The following is a 13,919-nucleotide window of genomic DNA, read 5'->3' as shown; positions in this document are numbered from 1 at the left end:
CGGATCAAGTGAAAACAAACACCGCCGCCGCGACGAAAACAGGCCAGCCGGAAATCCGGCGCAAGCGGGTGAGGGAGCATTCTGGCGCCGCTTCTTGCCTTTGAGCAACATCTTGGCTCGCTTCGCGGAGGCAGTGCCAGCGCTAGGAGTCCGGATTTGATCCCGTCGCCCCGGATCGATCTCGCGGGGGGGAGCCCGGGGTGCGATGCAACTAGGTATTATCCGAGGCTGTGCTATTCCACCGCAGCTCAATATAGAACGCTTGTCATGACTTCCACACAGTGTCGAGGGGCTGATGACGGCATATAGGGACGTCAAATTCTTCGATCTCAGTAACTTACCGGACGCTATCCGCGATGCGATACGCCCTGTTGCGCTCGCGCATGTCAGTACGGTCGACGCCGCTTCGATCTGGGAGGTCACGGTCGGCACCTACGACTGGCAGGATGCGGCCGAGGAATGGGCACTGCATCAATGGCTCCGGGCGAACGGCGCGGCGGACGGCGAGTTGGTGCTTGTGAAGCTGGAACAGGCCTGACGCCAGGCCACGCCTCGCGATTTCGGTTCAGCCGTTCGATGGCGAGCCTGATGCCGACCCGACGTGGATCGATCAGAATCGCTCCTTCGCCGAAGAGAGCGTGCTGTGATCAGCTGAAGAATGGCTTTCGGCGCGGGGTGAAATCCCTGTCTGTCTTCAATAATGCATGAAACCAAGGAGACGAAAATGGCGAACATTGGCAGCCGCTGGGGCTCGTATCGGCCGTCCAAGGCGATTTGGTTCTGGTCATGCGCGGCCTGCATCGTCGCAACCATGGTGGTCGGCTTTAGCTGGGGCGGCTGGGTAACCGGCGTGACGGCGACAGGCATGGCCAGCGACGCCGCCAGGGGAGCACAAGCAACTCTGGCGTCGGCAAACTGTGTGAGCCGGTTCAATGAGGGCCCGGATGCGGTGACCCAACTGGCTGCGCTGAAGAAGGCCGACACCTACGAGCGCGGCGACTTTATCAAGCAGGGCGGCTGGGCGACAATGCCCGGCAGCACCGAGCCGGTGCCCGGAGCGGCGGATATCTGCGCTCAACAGCTCATCAGCGAGAATAGGCCAATGGCGGCCAAGGAATAGAGACCGTCGATCCGGGATGCCACTCCAAGACTTATGGACCGGCGCTTCTGCCGTATTCCTTGAAGCGCTGGCCTTCGGAGTATGGGCGTGGGTCGGATACTCAAACCATGACAGCAGACCGTAGGCTCGTTGAGAAAAAGATAGCCGCGATGTCGAAAGAAACCTGCGGCGTCCTGAGCAGTTACGCTGTCGAGGGCTGGACCGAGCGCCTGATACCACTGTCGTCACCGCATGTGTAGACCGCAGCCGCCAATGCAGCGGCTCACAGCCAACCGGCGCATCGACCTCGGCAACATCAACCACGAATAGGTCAACCTGCGCCGGCAGGTTCGTGCCGACCGCTGCGGGACGGCGGAGCGACACCGCGCCGAAGCGTAGCGCCAGGCAGGCCGTGCGGACGAGGCGTCCGGGTACTGCAGGCAGTTCGATCCTCTCCCGGTTCTGCCGGGCCGGGCACGGACGGTTGCGAACACTCGTCCCCCTCCGTAACGACCTTGTCCTGAGCTGCTCTTGTCAGCAGTTGCACGCCTTCGGGACGACAGGCAAACGGTTCATAGATGTCGCCCTCGCGGTCGGCGATCATCGTGACGCTCGCCGGACCCGCGAGAACATCCGAGGCTTCCCCGGCAGCCAGCGATAGGATTCCTTCTTTTCGATCGCCCGGCGCTGGAGCCTGGTCACTTTGCCGCCGGTGCGGTTGGGAATCTGCGCACCGACCAGCCCGATCATGCTGCCATCAGCCGCGTCGACAGCGATGGTTGGATGGAGGAACAGGCCAAGATCGCGATCATGTCAGATCGCGGAGCATTGCTCCTATCACGGGGGCGATTCGGAGCGCGGGTCATGGCCTGCTGTCATTCCTGCGCAGATGGGGCTGCGGTACCGAATGGCCCTTGACCAACGCATATCCGTTACGCTCAATCTGATGGGCAATCTCGGGAGATGTCGAAGCCATGGTCGTGCCGAGGGGAATTGCGTTCCCGGCAACCTCCCATGGACCATCCTTCACGGGAAGGTTTGCCCCGGTAGCGTCAACCGTGAACCCATATAGCTCCGGCATTTTGGCAGACTGGAAAATGTGCAATATCATAACATCCTTAAAGCGCCGGTCATCAGTAGATGCCCCCTTATCTAAAGGCAAAGTATGCAGGCAGGCCGCTCCGCATCAGGTAAAAAGCGTCCTGCTTAACTGCTCTCATCACTGGATCGGACAGGGCAAGCCCGTCGAGGTTCGTTCCGGCGTAGGACGTTGCAGCTGTGCCGGCACCAGCGCCCTGCCAAGGCCCTGGCTGTGCAGGAAGATTGCTGCCGGTCGGATCGACCGTGAACCCGAATACGTCTGGCTCTTTGGCGGGGCGGAACAGGGAGATTGTCATGCGGTCAACCTATCAGAATCTGTTTGTAGGGAGCATGAGCCAGTCAGTGCGACACCGATTGCAACTTGCGGTCGAGTTGCAGGTGGTGCACGGGAGGACGACAATCGGCGCTGATCACCGTCCGCACCAGCATCGAGGCCCGATTATGGGAACTGCCGTCCGTCCTGCCAAGACCTCTCCTGGCCCATGGGATGCGTTTGCCGATGTTGACGCCTTCGTCGACGAAGTGCTGGTCGAACTCGCGGCCATGGCCAAGGACGGCAACCGGCCGATCCGGTCGGGACCCAAGCCGCCTCTGGCCGGAGCAGCGTTGCGCAAGGCGATCATGGCGATCTGGTGCGTCTGCTTTTGCGGCATGCAGTGGCGGGCGATCGGTCAGCTGTGCGAAATCCCCTTCGGCACGCTGTACGGGCTGTTCGCGCGCTGGAACCGGCTTGCCCTGTGGCGCCGCCTGCTCGACCGACTGCGGCGCAACTGGCACCTCGCTTGCGGTGATGCGCCGGAGCCAAGTGCTGTGGTGATCGACAGTCGATCCTGTCGCTCAGCACCGAGCTGCTTTGACCGCGGCATCGATGGCGGCAAGAAGATCCGCGGCGTCAAGATCCATGTTGCGGTCGACAAGTACGGCATCCCGCTGGCGATTGATGTCTCGCCGGCGAACCGCCATGACACCAAAGGGATCGTGCCGGTGCTGCGCACGCTCGCTGCGGCTGGCTTCGACGGTGCGGCGCTCGGCGATCTCGGCTACCGGGGCGAGCGGCTGGCCGAGGCGGCTCAGGCCCTCGGCATCAGCGTCGAGGCCATTGCCCGCGGCCGCGACGGAAGGTTTGTCCCGGCCGGCATTTGCTTGGCTCAGCCGCTACCGGCGGTTGAACGTCATCGTCGAGCGCTCGAAGGAACACCTCATCGCTTTCATTGCTATCGCGTTCATCTCCATCCTCTCTCGGCGCATGCGGCGTCTCGTCGCCGAGGAACCATGCACCTGACATCTACAAACAGACACTCAAGACAATGAGGGCCGACTTTATCGGTCTGGCTTTCTCAGCAGCGGCTGTGGCACCGAACCAGGAAATCCGCGGCTTTCCCGGCACACTCCATACCAGGATGCTCGCCTTCGAAATTTACCCGGACAAGCATCGGATGCCACGCACCATCCACAATGGTTCGTTGGTGTTGGTGACATTCGGCTACCGATGAGGGGACGTGGGCAGCCACGCCTCTCATCAGTCCGACCGGTTTCACCGCCAGTGGCCGGGAATCCAGTAAGGGCCACGCCAGTGTCCGGGAATCCAGACCGGCCTGGCGACGACGACCGGCGGCGGTCCATAGACCACGGGAGGCGGCACTGCCACCACCGGTGGCGCGACGCCCACAACAACGTGGGGCCGCCAGCAGCAGCCACCGCGCACCCACCAGGCGGCAGCCGGTTGGGGTATCAGCAGCGGTATGGTGACAGCCGCCAGCAAAGTGACGGCGAACAGCATCCGTCCACCAATGCGAGTTGGGCTCATGATCATATCTCCTACCAAACCCAGCAACGAGCGGGACGCACGCCATAAGGGCCGACATAGCCAGGCCGACAGGCGCATCCCATCAGCAGCGCAACCAAAGAGAATGTCACGGTCGCCCTGGCGAGTCGGCTGAAACGATCCGGGCCGGCCTGCCTCATTACGGAAACCGCTTTAGTCAGCAAGGAAACGACCGGGAGCGGGACAACAGACTGCGTCATAAAGCTCTCTCTCCTCTGGAACCGTGGCCTCTTCCCCGGAATTACGGCCTCCCGTCCTGAATCCTACGCGACGTTCGTGCCGGAGATGCGATGGCACGTCAGCCAACGAACAGGCTGGGAAGGCTTGCGGATGGCGGCTTAGGCAGCACCGCGGCGATCTGCCGGTCGGAGAGGCCGAGATGACGCTCCAGCGTGGCAGCGATGACGCTGCGAAAGTCGGATGTCACGGCAAGATCGCGCCCCTGGTAGAGAGCATCCGCAGCAAGGCCGGGCCACCCGCCGTGCACGCGCCCGCCGGCTACCCGGCCCCCCAGCACCCACAGCACGTTGCCGTGGCCATGGTCGGTCCCTTTGTCGCCGTTCTCGTGCGCGGTGCGGCCGAACTCGGACATCACCAGCACCACGGTATCATCCAGCCTGGACCCCAATCGATCGGCGAGCGCGGCCAGTCCCTGTCCCAGCGGCAGCAGATGGCCGGCGAGTTGACCCGTGGCACCCCCCTGGTTCACGTGCGTGTCCCATCCGCCCAGATCCGCGAAGGCAAGCTGAATGCGCGCGTCGCGAACCAGCAGATCGCCCAGGCCAGCGGCGGTCGCGGGGAAGCCGGCCGGAGGTGGGGCGCCGTTGTCGGCGGCGGTCTGCTTCGCGAGGTCGGCGACCAGCTCCCGGCGTGCCGCCCGCCCTTCGCGGAAAGCGATGTCCATTGCGTCATTGCCCGAATAGAGCGCGGCAAAGGCTGCCGCGACCCTGGGGCGGTCGAGCGGCAGCGGCTTGCCCGCTTCCGGTCCCAGCGGAAAGTTCATGGCGGGCGCCGCACCCGCCAGGATGCGCGGGCGGGTCGCGCCCAGGCTAAGCGCCCGGGTCGGACCGTGCGGCGCCGGCAGAACCGTGATCAGCCGGTTCATCCAGCCGTCGGGCGTGGTGCGGACGCCTGGCGTGCCGCTCTCCATGAAGTCCTGCGCCTCGAAATGCGAGCGCGTTGGATCAGGCGAGCCGCAGGCATGGACAAAGGCGAGGCGCCGCTCCCGCCAGAGCGGCAGCAGGGGCGCCAGCGCCGGATGCAGGCCGAAATGCCCGTCGAGATCAAGCACCCCCGCGTCCGAGCCAGGGGCCATGAGTCCGATGGTGGGGCGCATGACGTGATAGGCGGGGTCGCCATAAGGTACGACGACATTCAGCCCGTCCACGGCGCCGCGCAGCATCACCACCACCAGCCGGCGTCTGACTGGCGCGTCGGCGGCGAACGCCCAGCCATCGCGGCCGAGACCGATCAACGAGCCGGCGAGGGTCAGGAGATGTCGGCGATGCAGACGCATTGGGGGGTTCCTCTCCGTGGCGATCCGGTCAACGGGTCATGAAGTCGGGGCTGCCGAGGATCAGGGCAGCCTTCATGGACGGCGGCGCCCCCTGCACGACCTCTTGGGTCGTGGCCGACAGGGTGGGCTGCAACAATGCGAGCAACCGGCCGGCATCGAGCGGCATCGGTGCCATGGCCGGGGCAGGGGGTTCCGGCGCGCCCGCGTTCTCTGCCGGCAGCGACGCATTGAGCGGCAGGCGGCCGGCGCCGAGGGCCATCGCAAAGCTGATCCGCACGGTCAGTGCGTCGGGACTCAGCCACGCGTCACGGGTGTTCTTGTAGCCATCCGGCGCGAGGCAGCCGTAGAGTGGCTCGCCGAGCCGCGCCATGGTCCCCAGCAGTGGACGGAAATTGCTGACGTCGAGACCGCCGGCGCGTACGGCGGAGACCACGTATTCGAACGGCGTCTTGAACTTGCGCCCGAAATCGTCCGGTGAGCGGAACTCTGGGCTGGCGAACAGCACCGTCAGCACGGCGCGGATGTCGCCGCCGCTCGCCAACCATCGCTGTGTCAGGCGGTCGACGAGCGCCGGCGGCGGCCGATCGGCGACAAAGTACTGCGCGAGCTCGGTGCTGATGTGGCGGGCGGTCGCCGGGCTGGTGGCCAGGATGTCGAGCGCCTGCTCGATCTCGGCCGCGCCTTCGCCATGAATGGTCCGGCCCAGGAAGCGTTTGTCGCCGAAATCGTGGCGGCGGGGATTGAAGAAGAATCCGTTTTCCGAGGGCGCCCGGCCTTGCGGTGCAATGCCCCAGCCGGTCAGGATGCGCGCGAGCGCAATGACATCAGCCTGGACGTAGCCGCCGTCCACGCCCAGCGTGTGCAGCTCCATCAGTTCCCGCGCATAGTTCTCGTTGAGCCCGCTGCTGCCGCCTTTGGCGCCGGGACTGCCAGGGGCCGCATTCTGCCAGTTGTCGAGATAGACCAGCATCGCGGGATGCCGGGCCGTGGCTTCCAGGAGATCGCGAAAGCGGCCCAGGGCGAAGGGACGGATTGCCCGGTTCTCGTAATCGCCGACCCACAGATGGTCGAGGCCCTTCCGAGCGAAGACATTGAAATGGTTGAACCAGAAATCGACCATCACCTCCTGCAACTGGCGGGGGCTGGTGACAGCTCGCATCAGCCGCCCCATTGCCGCCTCCCTGACGATGATGCGGGCACGCTGGCGCGCGGCCTTCACGGCCGACGGATCCGCGCCGCCGGCGGTCCGGGCGGGCGGTCCGTAGGTTTCAAACAGACGCACGGCATCGAGCCGCTGCGTCTCCAGCCGGTCCAGCCGCTCGGTGAGCATGGCTGGTTCGGGGATGCTGGCGGGATCGAGCTGCCGGTCAATCCAACCGTCCACGCCCAGCGCGCGGATGGCCTTCAGGCTTGCCGCATCGGGCCCGAAGGCAAGGCGATCGAGAACGTGGATCGCAAGCGCCGGGTCCTCAGCGTCGGCTGGGGCCGCCCAGGCAACCGTCGCCGCCACCAGGATCGCGGCAAGGGTCTTGGCATGATGCATCGGTCTGCAGGTTCCTTCACGATGCCTTACGGGCCGGCCAGTTGCCGGCGGGAGTCAGCGCTGAGCACAGCCAGGGCCCGGGCCATGGCAACTTGCACGCGCTCCCGCAGCACCTCCGCCTTTGCGCGGGCGTCGGCGAATGCCTGGCGCATCTGCCCGGGGTCGTAGGGCTCTGCCGCCATCACCTGAGCGATCCGGGACCGCGCCACGGCCAGTTCCTCGCGCGCCTGACGAATGGCCGGACGGTCGGGTTGCATGGCGCGCTGGAAGCGTCGCCTTTCGTCCAGGGGCAGATGCTTCAGGCGCTCGCCGAGGCTGTTGACCGCCGCCGGCGCCATCGGCGGCGGGGACGGCACGAAGGCGGCATGATGCCCGATCAGGTAGCCCGCCCCGAGGCAATTGAGGGCGAGCGACACCGCCAGGGCGAGGAGCAGCGGCGAACGCTGCCGGGTCTCTGACACCTCACTCATGGAGATCTCCAATGTCCGAGCCATCGGCCACGTTGTAGAGGGCATAGGCGTTGTCCGGGTGATGGGCGCTGCGGATGCCGATCAGGACGCCGACCACCAGGCAGGAGGCGAACGCCACAGCGTGCCAGCGACCCAACCCCAGCCACGCCGGGCGCGTGGGCAAGGTGGGGCGGCGGACCGGGACTTGCGGCCGCGCCGTCGCCCGTTCGACGATGCGCGCCACCGGCGGTAGCGGCGGCGTGGTCGCGGCGTCGATCAGCGCCGCGAGACGGCTGGCACGGGCCAGCATTGCCCGCGCCTCGACCGACGACGTCAGCAGCGCTTCGGCGGACCGGCGCAGCGCGGCATCGCGCCAGCGGGAAAGATCGGGGCCGAAGCGGTCAAGCAGGGCCTGGAAATCGCGCTCGCGCATCATGCCTCCAACAGGTCGGCCAGTTCGGCGCGCAGCCGGCGGCGGGCTCTGACCAGGAGCTGTTCCAGGGTTCCGATGCCGACCCCCATGCTTGCCGCCGCCTCGGCATTGCTGAGGTCCGCGAACTGGCAGAGGGCAAAGGCGGTGCGTTGGCGCTCCGGCAGGGCACCCAGCGCGCGCTCGATGCGGTGCTGGATTTCGCTTGCCATGCTGTGCGCTTCGGTATCGGGCCCGGGTGCAACGGCATCCGCCGCGTCGTCGAGGGAATCGGTCTGCTGCCGGCGCTGCTGGTCGATGGCAAGGTTGGTGGCGATGCGCGATACCCACGCGGCGAACCGCGTCCCACGCGCCGCATCCCAGTCGCCAGCCCGGGTCCAGATGCGGATGAAGGTTTCCTGCACGATGTCCTCCGCCTCGCTGCGATTGCGGACGATGCCGTAAGCCAGCCGTATAAGAGGCCCACGGTAGCGCTCGACGAGGCTGGAAAAGGCGACGCGGTCACCACCGGCGACCCGGCGGATCAGCTCTTCGTCGCTCGCGTCGCGCTCATCGATCGTCACGGGATCCCAAACGGCATCTGTCCGAACTACGGCCGACCGGACGAAACCCTACGCCGGTGGATGCGATTTCGTCGGGCAGCACGCCCCGACGGGCGTTTTGGACAGCAAGCAAGTAAGGGGAGGGGCGGTTGGTCGCCAAGCGCGCCATGCGGCGTTCCCGATACACATGTGTATTCACATGGTGATCCAGGCGACCAGGACATGCTTCTGGCAGGCGTCGACGTACAGTGCGTCGGCCATGGTAGCATCGATGATCTGGGCGTTGGCGTCGGGCAGGAGGCCATATAGGCTTATCCGTCAGGCAGCGACTGTAACGCTGTTCCATTGGGAAATCGGCTGCATGGAAGCGGTGTTCCGGAGACGTGGCTCCACGTGCGGAGGTGAAGAACGATGTCGCCACTGACAGTCTTCCTGGGCCGGTTCATCGGGCTTTTCTGTCTGCTGATGTGTGCCGTCCTGGTCGCCAGGCCCAGGACATCGCTGGCGGCAATCAGCGCGATGATGGAGAACCCGGGGCTGGTTCTGGTCACCGGGATCTTCACCATGGCTGGCGGCGCGGCCATGGTGGTCGGCCACAATGTTTGGTCAGGCGGCGCACTGCCTGTGGTCGTGACGCTGTTGGGGTGGCTAACGCTGATCAAGGGTATCGCGCTGGCGGCGATGCCACCGGGGGCGCTGATCGCATTCTACCGTGCGCTGAACTACCCGGCATGGTTCCGTTCCTATATGGGTGTGGGTCTGGCGTTCAGCGCCTGGCTGACCCTCACAGCGTTCCTCGCCTGATCGACACCATACCGTCCGCGCGATGGCTGTGGCCTGTCTCCTCTACAGTTGAGTTTCTGCCCGTTGGCCTCGGTTGGACCCATGTCGCCGAAATCCAGTTCAGGGAAAACAAGGGCTTATCGGTCGATAACGGCCCACCGAGGCGGCAAAAATTGCGAAACTCAACTGTAGAGGTCTCGTTCTCCGCGACCTTTTTCCTACAATTTCAGCCCTATCATCCCAAGTACGACCTTCCTCCGTCCGCAGACGGATCACCAACGGCAGCCACTCCGAGGCGTGTGCCGTCACCCGGGCAAGATACGCGTCCTCGCGCGCATGTCGCAGGCGGCGGAGGGCCTCCGGGTCTCGTGCCACCACGCCGGGATTGCCGCCGCGGCGTCCCTCGCGGGCCGCCCGGGCGAGACCGCTGGCGACACGCTCGCGGATCAAAGCCCGTTCGAATTCAGCAACGGCGCCGAGCATCTGCAGCATGAAACGGCCCTGCGGGGTTGCCGTGTCGATCGGGTCGCCGAGCACGCGGAGATAAGCCCCGCGTGCCTCCAGGGTGCGGACCACATCGAGCAGGTGCTCCAAAGAACGGGCGAGGTGAGGTGGACCCCATCGGCTGGACAGGAATCGGGGTGACTTAAGGGAGAGTCCCGCCGTGCTTCCACTGTCCCTCCCGATCCGAGGGAATAAGTATTGATGAAGTATAAACCTCATTCTACATAAGTCAACACCTCTTTTGCTTGTATGCCTGCGAGCTTGTCGGCAACACCGCAGCCGGCCACCGCGATGCCGCTGGCCACAGGCGCGCAGGCTTCGCCATTGAACACCCCGCGCGGCGTCCGGTAACCCAAGGCCTGGTGTGGCCGCTCCTCGTTGTAAAATCGCAGCCAGCCGCCAATCCCTTGGCGCGCCTCCATCACCGAGCCATAGGCTTTGATGAACACCTCCTCGTACTTCAGGCTCCGCCACAACCGCTCGATGAAGATGTTGTCCAGAAACCGCCCCTTGCCGTCCATGCTGATCCGGATGCCACGGCTTGCCAACGCCTCCAGAAAGTCCCCGCTGGTGAACTGAGAACCTTGATCGGTATTCACAACAGCGGAACACTGCCCAGTACCAGGGCACCGAAGTCACCGTTCACTATCCACATCACCCATACGCGGACAAACGCGCGACGGTGATCGGCTGGAACCGGTTTGGTGACGAGATTTATTTTGTCCTTGCGCGATCCAACGCCTCGCCATTCCAGGTTCCCGTCTGGATGACCGAGCCGGGGGCGGCGGAAATGACGGTGCGTGAGGCGCCACGTGTTGACCTTGAGGCGCTGCGCAATCTTCGACGCTTGTTGGACGCGACCTCGCCGTCTCCGGATGATCGGTCTTCGACCGATCGGAGGGACAAGGATGAAAAGGACGCCGCGGCTTCAGTCGAATCTATTCGATGTGCCGGCAACTGTGACCGTGACGAGGACGCCTCAAAACATTCAGACAGCGCCGCTCAAGCCGCTGGTGCAGGCCCTGCTCACCGATCTCATCGACGAACAACGACGGATAGCAGCGGTCCTCGGACGAAAAGATGAGGCGAAGTCATGAGCAAGATAAGCGTTGATCATTTGAGCCGGACCGCCTATGTCTACATAAGGCAATCCACCATGGCGCAAGTACAGAACAATCATGAAAGCCAGCGACGACAGTATGGTCTGCGTGAGCGGGCGCGACTGCTTGGCTGGCAGGAGGTGACGGTTGTGGATGATGACCTCGGCCGTTCCGGCAGTGGCGTGGCACGCCCCGGCTTTGATCGATTGTTGACGGCGATCGGCCGCGGTGAGGTGGGAGCCGTATTTGCCATCGAAGCGTCTCGGCTGGCACGCAACGGGCGTGACTGGCATACGTTGCTGGAGTTCTGCGCTATCGTTGGCACCTTGATTATTGACGAGGACGGGATTTACGATCCGCGATCGAGTGACGACCAAATGATGCTTGGTCTGAAGGGTGCATTCAGCGTGATGGAGTCCTCCGCCATTCGTCAGCGTGCCTTTGAGGCCAAGTTGGAGAAGGCAGCACGGGGCGAATTATTTGCTCTGATCGCCGTCGGTTATGTGCTGGGCGCGAACGGTCGTTTGGAGAAGGACCCGAACGAGCGCACCCGCGAAGCCGTCAATCTGGTGTTCAGCAAGTTCCGCGAACTGGGCAGTGTTCGGCAGGTGGTGCTGTGGCTGCGACAGGAAAATGTCTGTTTACCCAAACTGACGACTGGCGGCCCGCGTCGAACGGTCGAATGGATGCTGCCGACTTACAGTGGGCTTCTCAGCATGCTGGCCAACCCGGTCTATGCGGGCGCTTACGCCTATGGTCGCAATGGCCGGGAAACCACGCTGGAAGATGGCCGTCGACGGGTTCGGAACGGTGTCCGTCTTCCACGCGAGAAGTGGCGTGTTCTTCTGCATGATCGGCATGAAGGCTATATCGGCTGGACGGAATTCGAGCGCAATCGGCGGGTGATCGCCGACAACGCAAACCGGAAGGGTCAAGCCGCTCAAGGGGCCGTTCGTAACGGTGCGGCGCTGTTGCCCGGCCTGCTACGTTGTGAACGGTGTGGACGCAAACTCAAGGTCCGCTACAGAACCGATCTACCGACAGCCCAATATTTTTGCATCCGGCCAATCGAGGAGGACAACGCCGGCAGAACTTGCACAGTCATCAGCGGCAATCGTCTTGAACGCGCCATCAGCGAGGAGGTTCTCCGCATTCTGGCGCCTCTGGGCATCGATGCGGCAATGTCCGCCATCGACAGCGGACAGGATCGTCATCGGGACCAACGCCGGCAAGCCGAGCTGGCTTTGGAAGCCGCCCGTTACGAAGCGGGGCTGGCGCGCCGGCAGTATGATCAGGTCGATCCCGACAATCGGCTGGTGGCGGGAGAGTTGGAGCGCCGCTGGAACGAACGGTTGGTGACCGTCCAGCGCCTGGAAGCGCACCTGGCGGCGATGGTCGACGACACCGCCACTCGATTGAGCATAGCCGAGCGGGACGCACTTATCCGGCTTGGGAAAGACTTGTCGGTCGTCTGGAATGACCCGGCATCATCAGTCGAGTTCAAGAAACGGATTATCCGCACTGTCGTCCGCGAGATCGTGATACGGGCGGAAGACAATCGGCTTCATGCCATGATCCATTGGCATGGCGGTGACCATACCGCTCTTGACGTTGCCACAAAGATCCGCGGCCGCTGGCGGGATATTGAGCACGCCGGCACCGAAGCGGAAACAGCGGCGCTGATCACCGCCTTGGTCCGGATGATGCCAGATTCCAGTATCGCGCCGGTTCTCAACCGGCTCGGCAAACGAACCATCGCCGGACTGAGCTGGACCGCGGCCAGGGTGCAGTTGTTCCGCAACGATCACCATCTTTTGGCGTATCGTGACGGAGAGCGGATTGACCGTGGGGAATTGGTGCTCGATGAAGTGGCGGGGGAACTCGGAGTCAGCAAGATGACGGTCATCCGCATGATCCACAATAAGACGCTTCCCGCCCGCCAGGTCTGCCCGGGAGCGCCCTACGTCATACTCCGCCAGGATCTGGAGCTGCCAGGGGTTCGGTCGGCGCCAGTGATACCCCCAGTATCGGCAGATTTGCGACAGGCCACAATGGAATTTCAATAACTTAGATGGAGGTGCAGAGGTGCATTATGCCGCGATCTTGTTGAAGATCTCCGGCTTGCCGTAGCGCGCCAGGGCGTCCTGCAACGCATCAACGCAGAAATCCGCGTCCATGGTGATCGACAACCGCCACGCCAGAACCCGGCGGCTGAACCAGTCCATCACCGCNACGGGTAAACCTTGGGCGCCGGATGCGCCTTGCTGGTGTTCGGCTTCTGGTAGATCGCCTCCAGACCCATCAGGCGCATCAGCCGCCGCACCCGCTTGCGGTTCACACACCAGCCGTCGCGGCGCAACACCGCAACCATCCGCCGCGAGCCGTGAAACGGCGAGGCGGTGTAGAGCTCGTCCATCCGCCGCATCAACGCCAGGTCGTCCGGGTCCACCGGCGCCGGCTGGTAATACAGCGTCGAGCGCGCCACCTTCAGCAGCCGGCATTGCGCCGCAACCGAGAGCGCGGGATCCGCCCGGTCAACCAGCGCCAGACGCTGCGCCGAACTCATGGTCCAGACCTTTTGCGAAAAAAATCCCGCTCCACCGTCAACTGGCCAATCTTCTCATACAGCGGGGCCAACTGCGCCTCGCTCGCCTCGCCATTCCCGACCGCCGCCTTGTCCCGTGCAAACAGCGACGCCGTGCCGTCCAGCACCGTCTTCTTCCAAGCGTGGATCTGGCTGGCATGGACGCCGAATTTGCTCGACAGCTCGGCAACCGTGCCATCCTCCCGGATCGCCGCCAGCGCCACCTTCGCCTTGAACTCCGCATTGTGTTTCTTCCGTGTCGTCGACAAGTCTCACCTCCGGCTCAACCGCCGTTCCAAGGGCAGACTCTCTCTTACTGTAGTTTCCAGGGAACGGCCTTCGCTTTTCGTATCGATACGCTGACGCGGCTCACCCGAATGTCTGGCGCAATTCCAGAAAGTATGGGTTGTCGCTGAGGCACTGGAGCGCTTCGTCGAGCGGCA

17 protein-coding genes and 1 pseudogene are annotated in these 13,919 nt (G+C 64.0%); 6 read left to right on the top strand and 12 right to left on the bottom strand.

Features of this window, described 5'->3' with window-relative positions; genetic code table 11:
- The first annotated feature begins 295 nt into the window (after positions 1-295).
- The gene (locus CCS01_RS14385; protein ID WP_104519500.1) at positions 296-538 is read left to right on the top strand and encodes a hypothetical protein; all 243 of its coding nucleotides are present in this window, start codon (positions 296-298) and stop codon (positions 536-538) included.
- A 186-nt stretch (positions 539-724) separates the two neighbouring features.
- Positions 725-1,120, top strand: a complete 396-nt coding sequence (locus CCS01_RS14380) for a hypothetical protein (RefSeq protein WP_104519522.1) — start codon at positions 725-727, stop codon at positions 1,118-1,120.
- A gap of 579 nt (positions 1,121-1,699) precedes the next feature.
- On the opposite strand, the gene CCS01_RS33710 is transcribed toward CCS01_RS14380, so the two are convergent.
- Both CCS01_RS33710 and CCS01_RS32850 read right to left on the bottom strand, forming a co-directional pair.
- Positions 1,700-1,849 (bottom strand): hypothetical protein, encoded by a 150-nt coding sequence (locus CCS01_RS33710; RefSeq protein ID WP_158258394.1) that lies wholly within the window; start codon positions 1,847-1,849, stop codon positions 1,700-1,702.
- Positions 1,850-2,247: 398 nt separating this feature from the next.
- Positions 2,248-2,496 (bottom strand): hypothetical protein, encoded by a 249-nt coding sequence (locus tag CCS01_RS32850; RefSeq protein ID WP_146101766.1) that lies wholly within the window; start codon positions 2,494-2,496, stop codon positions 2,248-2,250.
- Between CCS01_RS32850 and CCS01_RS14375 the strand changes: the two genes are divergently transcribed.
- Positions 2,495-3,511: a transposase gene (locus tag CCS01_RS14375; protein WP_104519499.1), complete on the top strand. Its 1,017-nt coding sequence runs from the start codon at positions 2,495-2,497 to the stop codon at positions 3,509-3,511. The two genes, CCS01_RS32850 and CCS01_RS14375, sit on opposite strands and share 2 nt — an antisense overlap.
- Positions 3,512-3,734: 223 nt before the next feature.
- Here the strand turns inward: CCS01_RS14375 and CCS01_RS32845 are convergent, their stop codons facing one another.
- From CCS01_RS32845 to CCS01_RS14355, 6 genes are all read right to left on the bottom strand, one after another.
- Entirely contained in the window at positions 3,735-4,007 is a 273-nt protein-coding gene (locus tag CCS01_RS32845; RefSeq protein WP_146101765.1) for a YXWGXW repeat-containing protein, read from the bottom strand.
- Positions 4,008-4,323: 316 nt separating this feature from the next.
- Positions 4,324-5,541: a DUF1501 domain-containing protein gene (locus tag CCS01_RS14370; protein WP_104519498.1), complete on the bottom strand. Its 1,218-nt coding sequence runs from the start codon at positions 5,539-5,541 to the stop codon at positions 4,324-4,326.
- Between the two features lie 28 nt (positions 5,542-5,569).
- Positions 5,570-7,084, bottom strand: coding sequence for a DUF1800 domain-containing protein (locus tag CCS01_RS14365; RefSeq protein WP_104519497.1), 1,515 nt, complete (start codon positions 7,082-7,084; stop codon positions 5,570-5,572).
- 26 nt (positions 7,085-7,110) lie between these two features.
- Positions 7,111-7,554, bottom strand: a complete 444-nt coding sequence (locus CCS01_RS14360; protein ID WP_158258393.1) for a periplasmic heavy metal sensor — start codon at positions 7,552-7,554, stop codon at positions 7,111-7,113.
- The gene (locus tag CCS01_RS32840) at positions 7,547-7,966 is read right to left on the bottom strand and encodes a hypothetical protein (protein ID WP_146101764.1); all 420 of its coding nucleotides are present in this window, start codon (positions 7,964-7,966) and stop codon (positions 7,547-7,549) included. Before CCS01_RS32840 ends, CCS01_RS14360 begins: the two co-directional genes overlap by 8 nt.
- Positions 7,966-8,526 carry a sigma-70 family RNA polymerase sigma factor gene (locus CCS01_RS14355; RefSeq protein ID WP_104519495.1) on the bottom strand — a complete coding sequence of 187 codons (561 nt, stop codon included), beginning with the start codon at positions 8,524-8,526 and terminating at the stop codon, positions 7,966-7,968. The genes CCS01_RS32840 and CCS01_RS14355 overlap by 1 nt, the downstream gene beginning before the upstream one ends.
- Before the next feature lie 390 nt (positions 8,527-8,916).
- Here CCS01_RS14355 and CCS01_RS14350 point away from each other — a divergent pair, with 390 nt between their 5' ends.
- Positions 8,917-9,309, top strand: coding sequence for a hypothetical protein (locus tag CCS01_RS14350; RefSeq protein ID WP_104519494.1), 393 nt, complete (start codon positions 8,917-8,919; stop codon positions 9,307-9,309).
- Between the two features lie 99 nt (positions 9,310-9,408).
- Here the strand turns inward: CCS01_RS14350 and CCS01_RS14345 are convergent, their stop codons facing one another.
- Positions 9,409-10,011: a recombinase family protein gene (locus CCS01_RS14345; RefSeq protein WP_104519493.1), complete on the bottom strand. Its 603-nt coding sequence runs from the start codon at positions 10,009-10,011 to the stop codon at positions 9,409-9,411.
- Positions 10,008-10,394, bottom strand: a pseudogene (locus CCS01_RS35215) (transposase); the annotation flags it as partial. The gene CCS01_RS14345 and the pseudogene CCS01_RS35215, both read right to left, overlap by 4 nt.
- A gap of 306 nt (positions 10,395-10,700) precedes the next feature.
- Here CCS01_RS35215 and CCS01_RS32835 point away from each other — a divergent pair.
- Both CCS01_RS32835 and CCS01_RS14335 read left to right on the top strand, forming a co-directional pair.
- Entirely contained in the window at positions 10,701-10,889 is a 189-nt protein-coding gene (locus tag CCS01_RS32835; RefSeq protein ID WP_146101762.1) for a hypothetical protein, read from the top strand.
- Positions 10,886-12,958, top strand: a complete 2,073-nt coding sequence (locus tag CCS01_RS14335; RefSeq protein ID WP_104519491.1) for a recombinase family protein — start codon at positions 10,886-10,888, stop codon at positions 12,956-12,958. Before CCS01_RS32835 ends, CCS01_RS14335 begins: the two co-directional genes overlap by 4 nt.
- Before the next feature lie 166 nt (positions 12,959-13,124).
- Here the strand turns inward: CCS01_RS14335 and CCS01_RS36120 are convergent.
- Together CCS01_RS36120 and CCS01_RS14325 are read right to left on the bottom strand one after the other, a co-directional pair.
- The coding region (locus tag CCS01_RS36120) for an IS3 family transposase (RefSeq protein ID WP_408887491.1) at positions 13,125-13,458 on the bottom strand (334 nt) is incomplete at its 3' end.
- Positions 13,455-13,745, bottom strand: a complete 291-nt coding sequence (locus CCS01_RS14325) for a transposase (RefSeq protein WP_104519489.1) — start codon at positions 13,743-13,745, stop codon at positions 13,455-13,457. The genes CCS01_RS14325 and CCS01_RS36120, both read right to left, overlap by 4 nt.
- Between the last annotated feature and the right edge of the window lie 174 nt (positions 13,746-13,919).

The sequence above is a fragment of the Rhodopila globiformis genome (genome assembly GCF_002937115.1).
Taxonomy (GTDB): domain Bacteria; phylum Pseudomonadota; class Alphaproteobacteria; order Acetobacterales; family Acetobacteraceae; genus Rhodopila; species Rhodopila globiformis.
Note: the sequence above shows the minus strand (reverse complement) of the source record. Positions and strands in the feature narration are given on the sequence as shown.

What these genes read in the sequence shown, in the direction of transcription:
- CCS01_RS14370 (WP_104519498.1), bottom strand. Translation starts at nt 5,541, where the DNA reads ATGCGTCTGCATCGCCGACATCTCCTGACCCTCGCCGGCTCGTTGATC.
- CCS01_RS33710 (WP_158258394.1), bottom strand. Translation starts at nt 1,849, where the DNA reads ATGATCGGGCTGGTCGGTGCGCAGATTCCCAACCGCACCGGCGGCAAA.
- CCS01_RS14350 (WP_104519494.1), top strand. Translation starts at nt 8,917, where the DNA reads ATGTCGCCACTGACAGTCTTCCTGGGCCGGTTCATCGGGCTTTTCTGT.
- CCS01_RS14345 (WP_104519493.1), bottom strand. Translation starts at nt 10,011, where the DNA reads ATGAGGTTTATACTTCATCAATACTTATTCCCTCGGATCGGGAGGGAC.
- CCS01_RS32850 (WP_146101766.1), bottom strand. Translation starts at nt 2,496, where the DNA reads ATGACAATCTCCCTGTTCCGCCCCGCCAAAGAGCCAGACGTATTCGGG.
- CCS01_RS14360 (WP_158258393.1), bottom strand. Translation starts at nt 7,554, where the DNA reads ATGAGTGAGGTGTCAGAGACCCGGCAGCGTTCGCCGCTGCTCCTCGCC.
- CCS01_RS14375 (WP_104519499.1), top strand. Translation starts at nt 2,495, where the DNA reads ATGCGGTCAACCTATCAGAATCTGTTTGTAGGGAGCATGAGCCAGTCA.
- CCS01_RS14385 (WP_104519500.1), top strand. Translation starts at nt 296, where the DNA reads ATGACGGCATATAGGGACGTCAAATTCTTCGATCTCAGTAACTTACCG.
- CCS01_RS32835 (WP_146101762.1), top strand. Translation starts at nt 10,701, where the DNA reads ATGAAAAGGACGCCGCGGCTTCAGTCGAATCTATTCGATGTGCCGGCA.
- CCS01_RS32840 (WP_146101764.1), bottom strand. Translation starts at nt 7,966, where the DNA reads ATGCGCGAGCGCGATTTCCAGGCCCTGCTTGACCGCTTCGGCCCCGAT.
- CCS01_RS14380 (WP_104519522.1), top strand. Translation starts at nt 725, where the DNA reads ATGGCGAACATTGGCAGCCGCTGGGGCTCGTATCGGCCGTCCAAGGCG.
- CCS01_RS14365 (WP_104519497.1), bottom strand. Translation starts at nt 7,084, where the DNA reads ATGCATCATGCCAAGACCCTTGCCGCGATCCTGGTGGCGGCGACGGTT.
- CCS01_RS32845 (WP_146101765.1), bottom strand. Translation starts at nt 4,007, where the DNA reads ATGAGCCCAACTCGCATTGGTGGACGGATGCTGTTCGCCGTCACTTTG.
- CCS01_RS14335 (WP_104519491.1), top strand. Translation starts at nt 10,886, where the DNA reads ATGAGCAAGATAAGCGTTGATCATTTGAGCCGGACCGCCTATGTCTAC.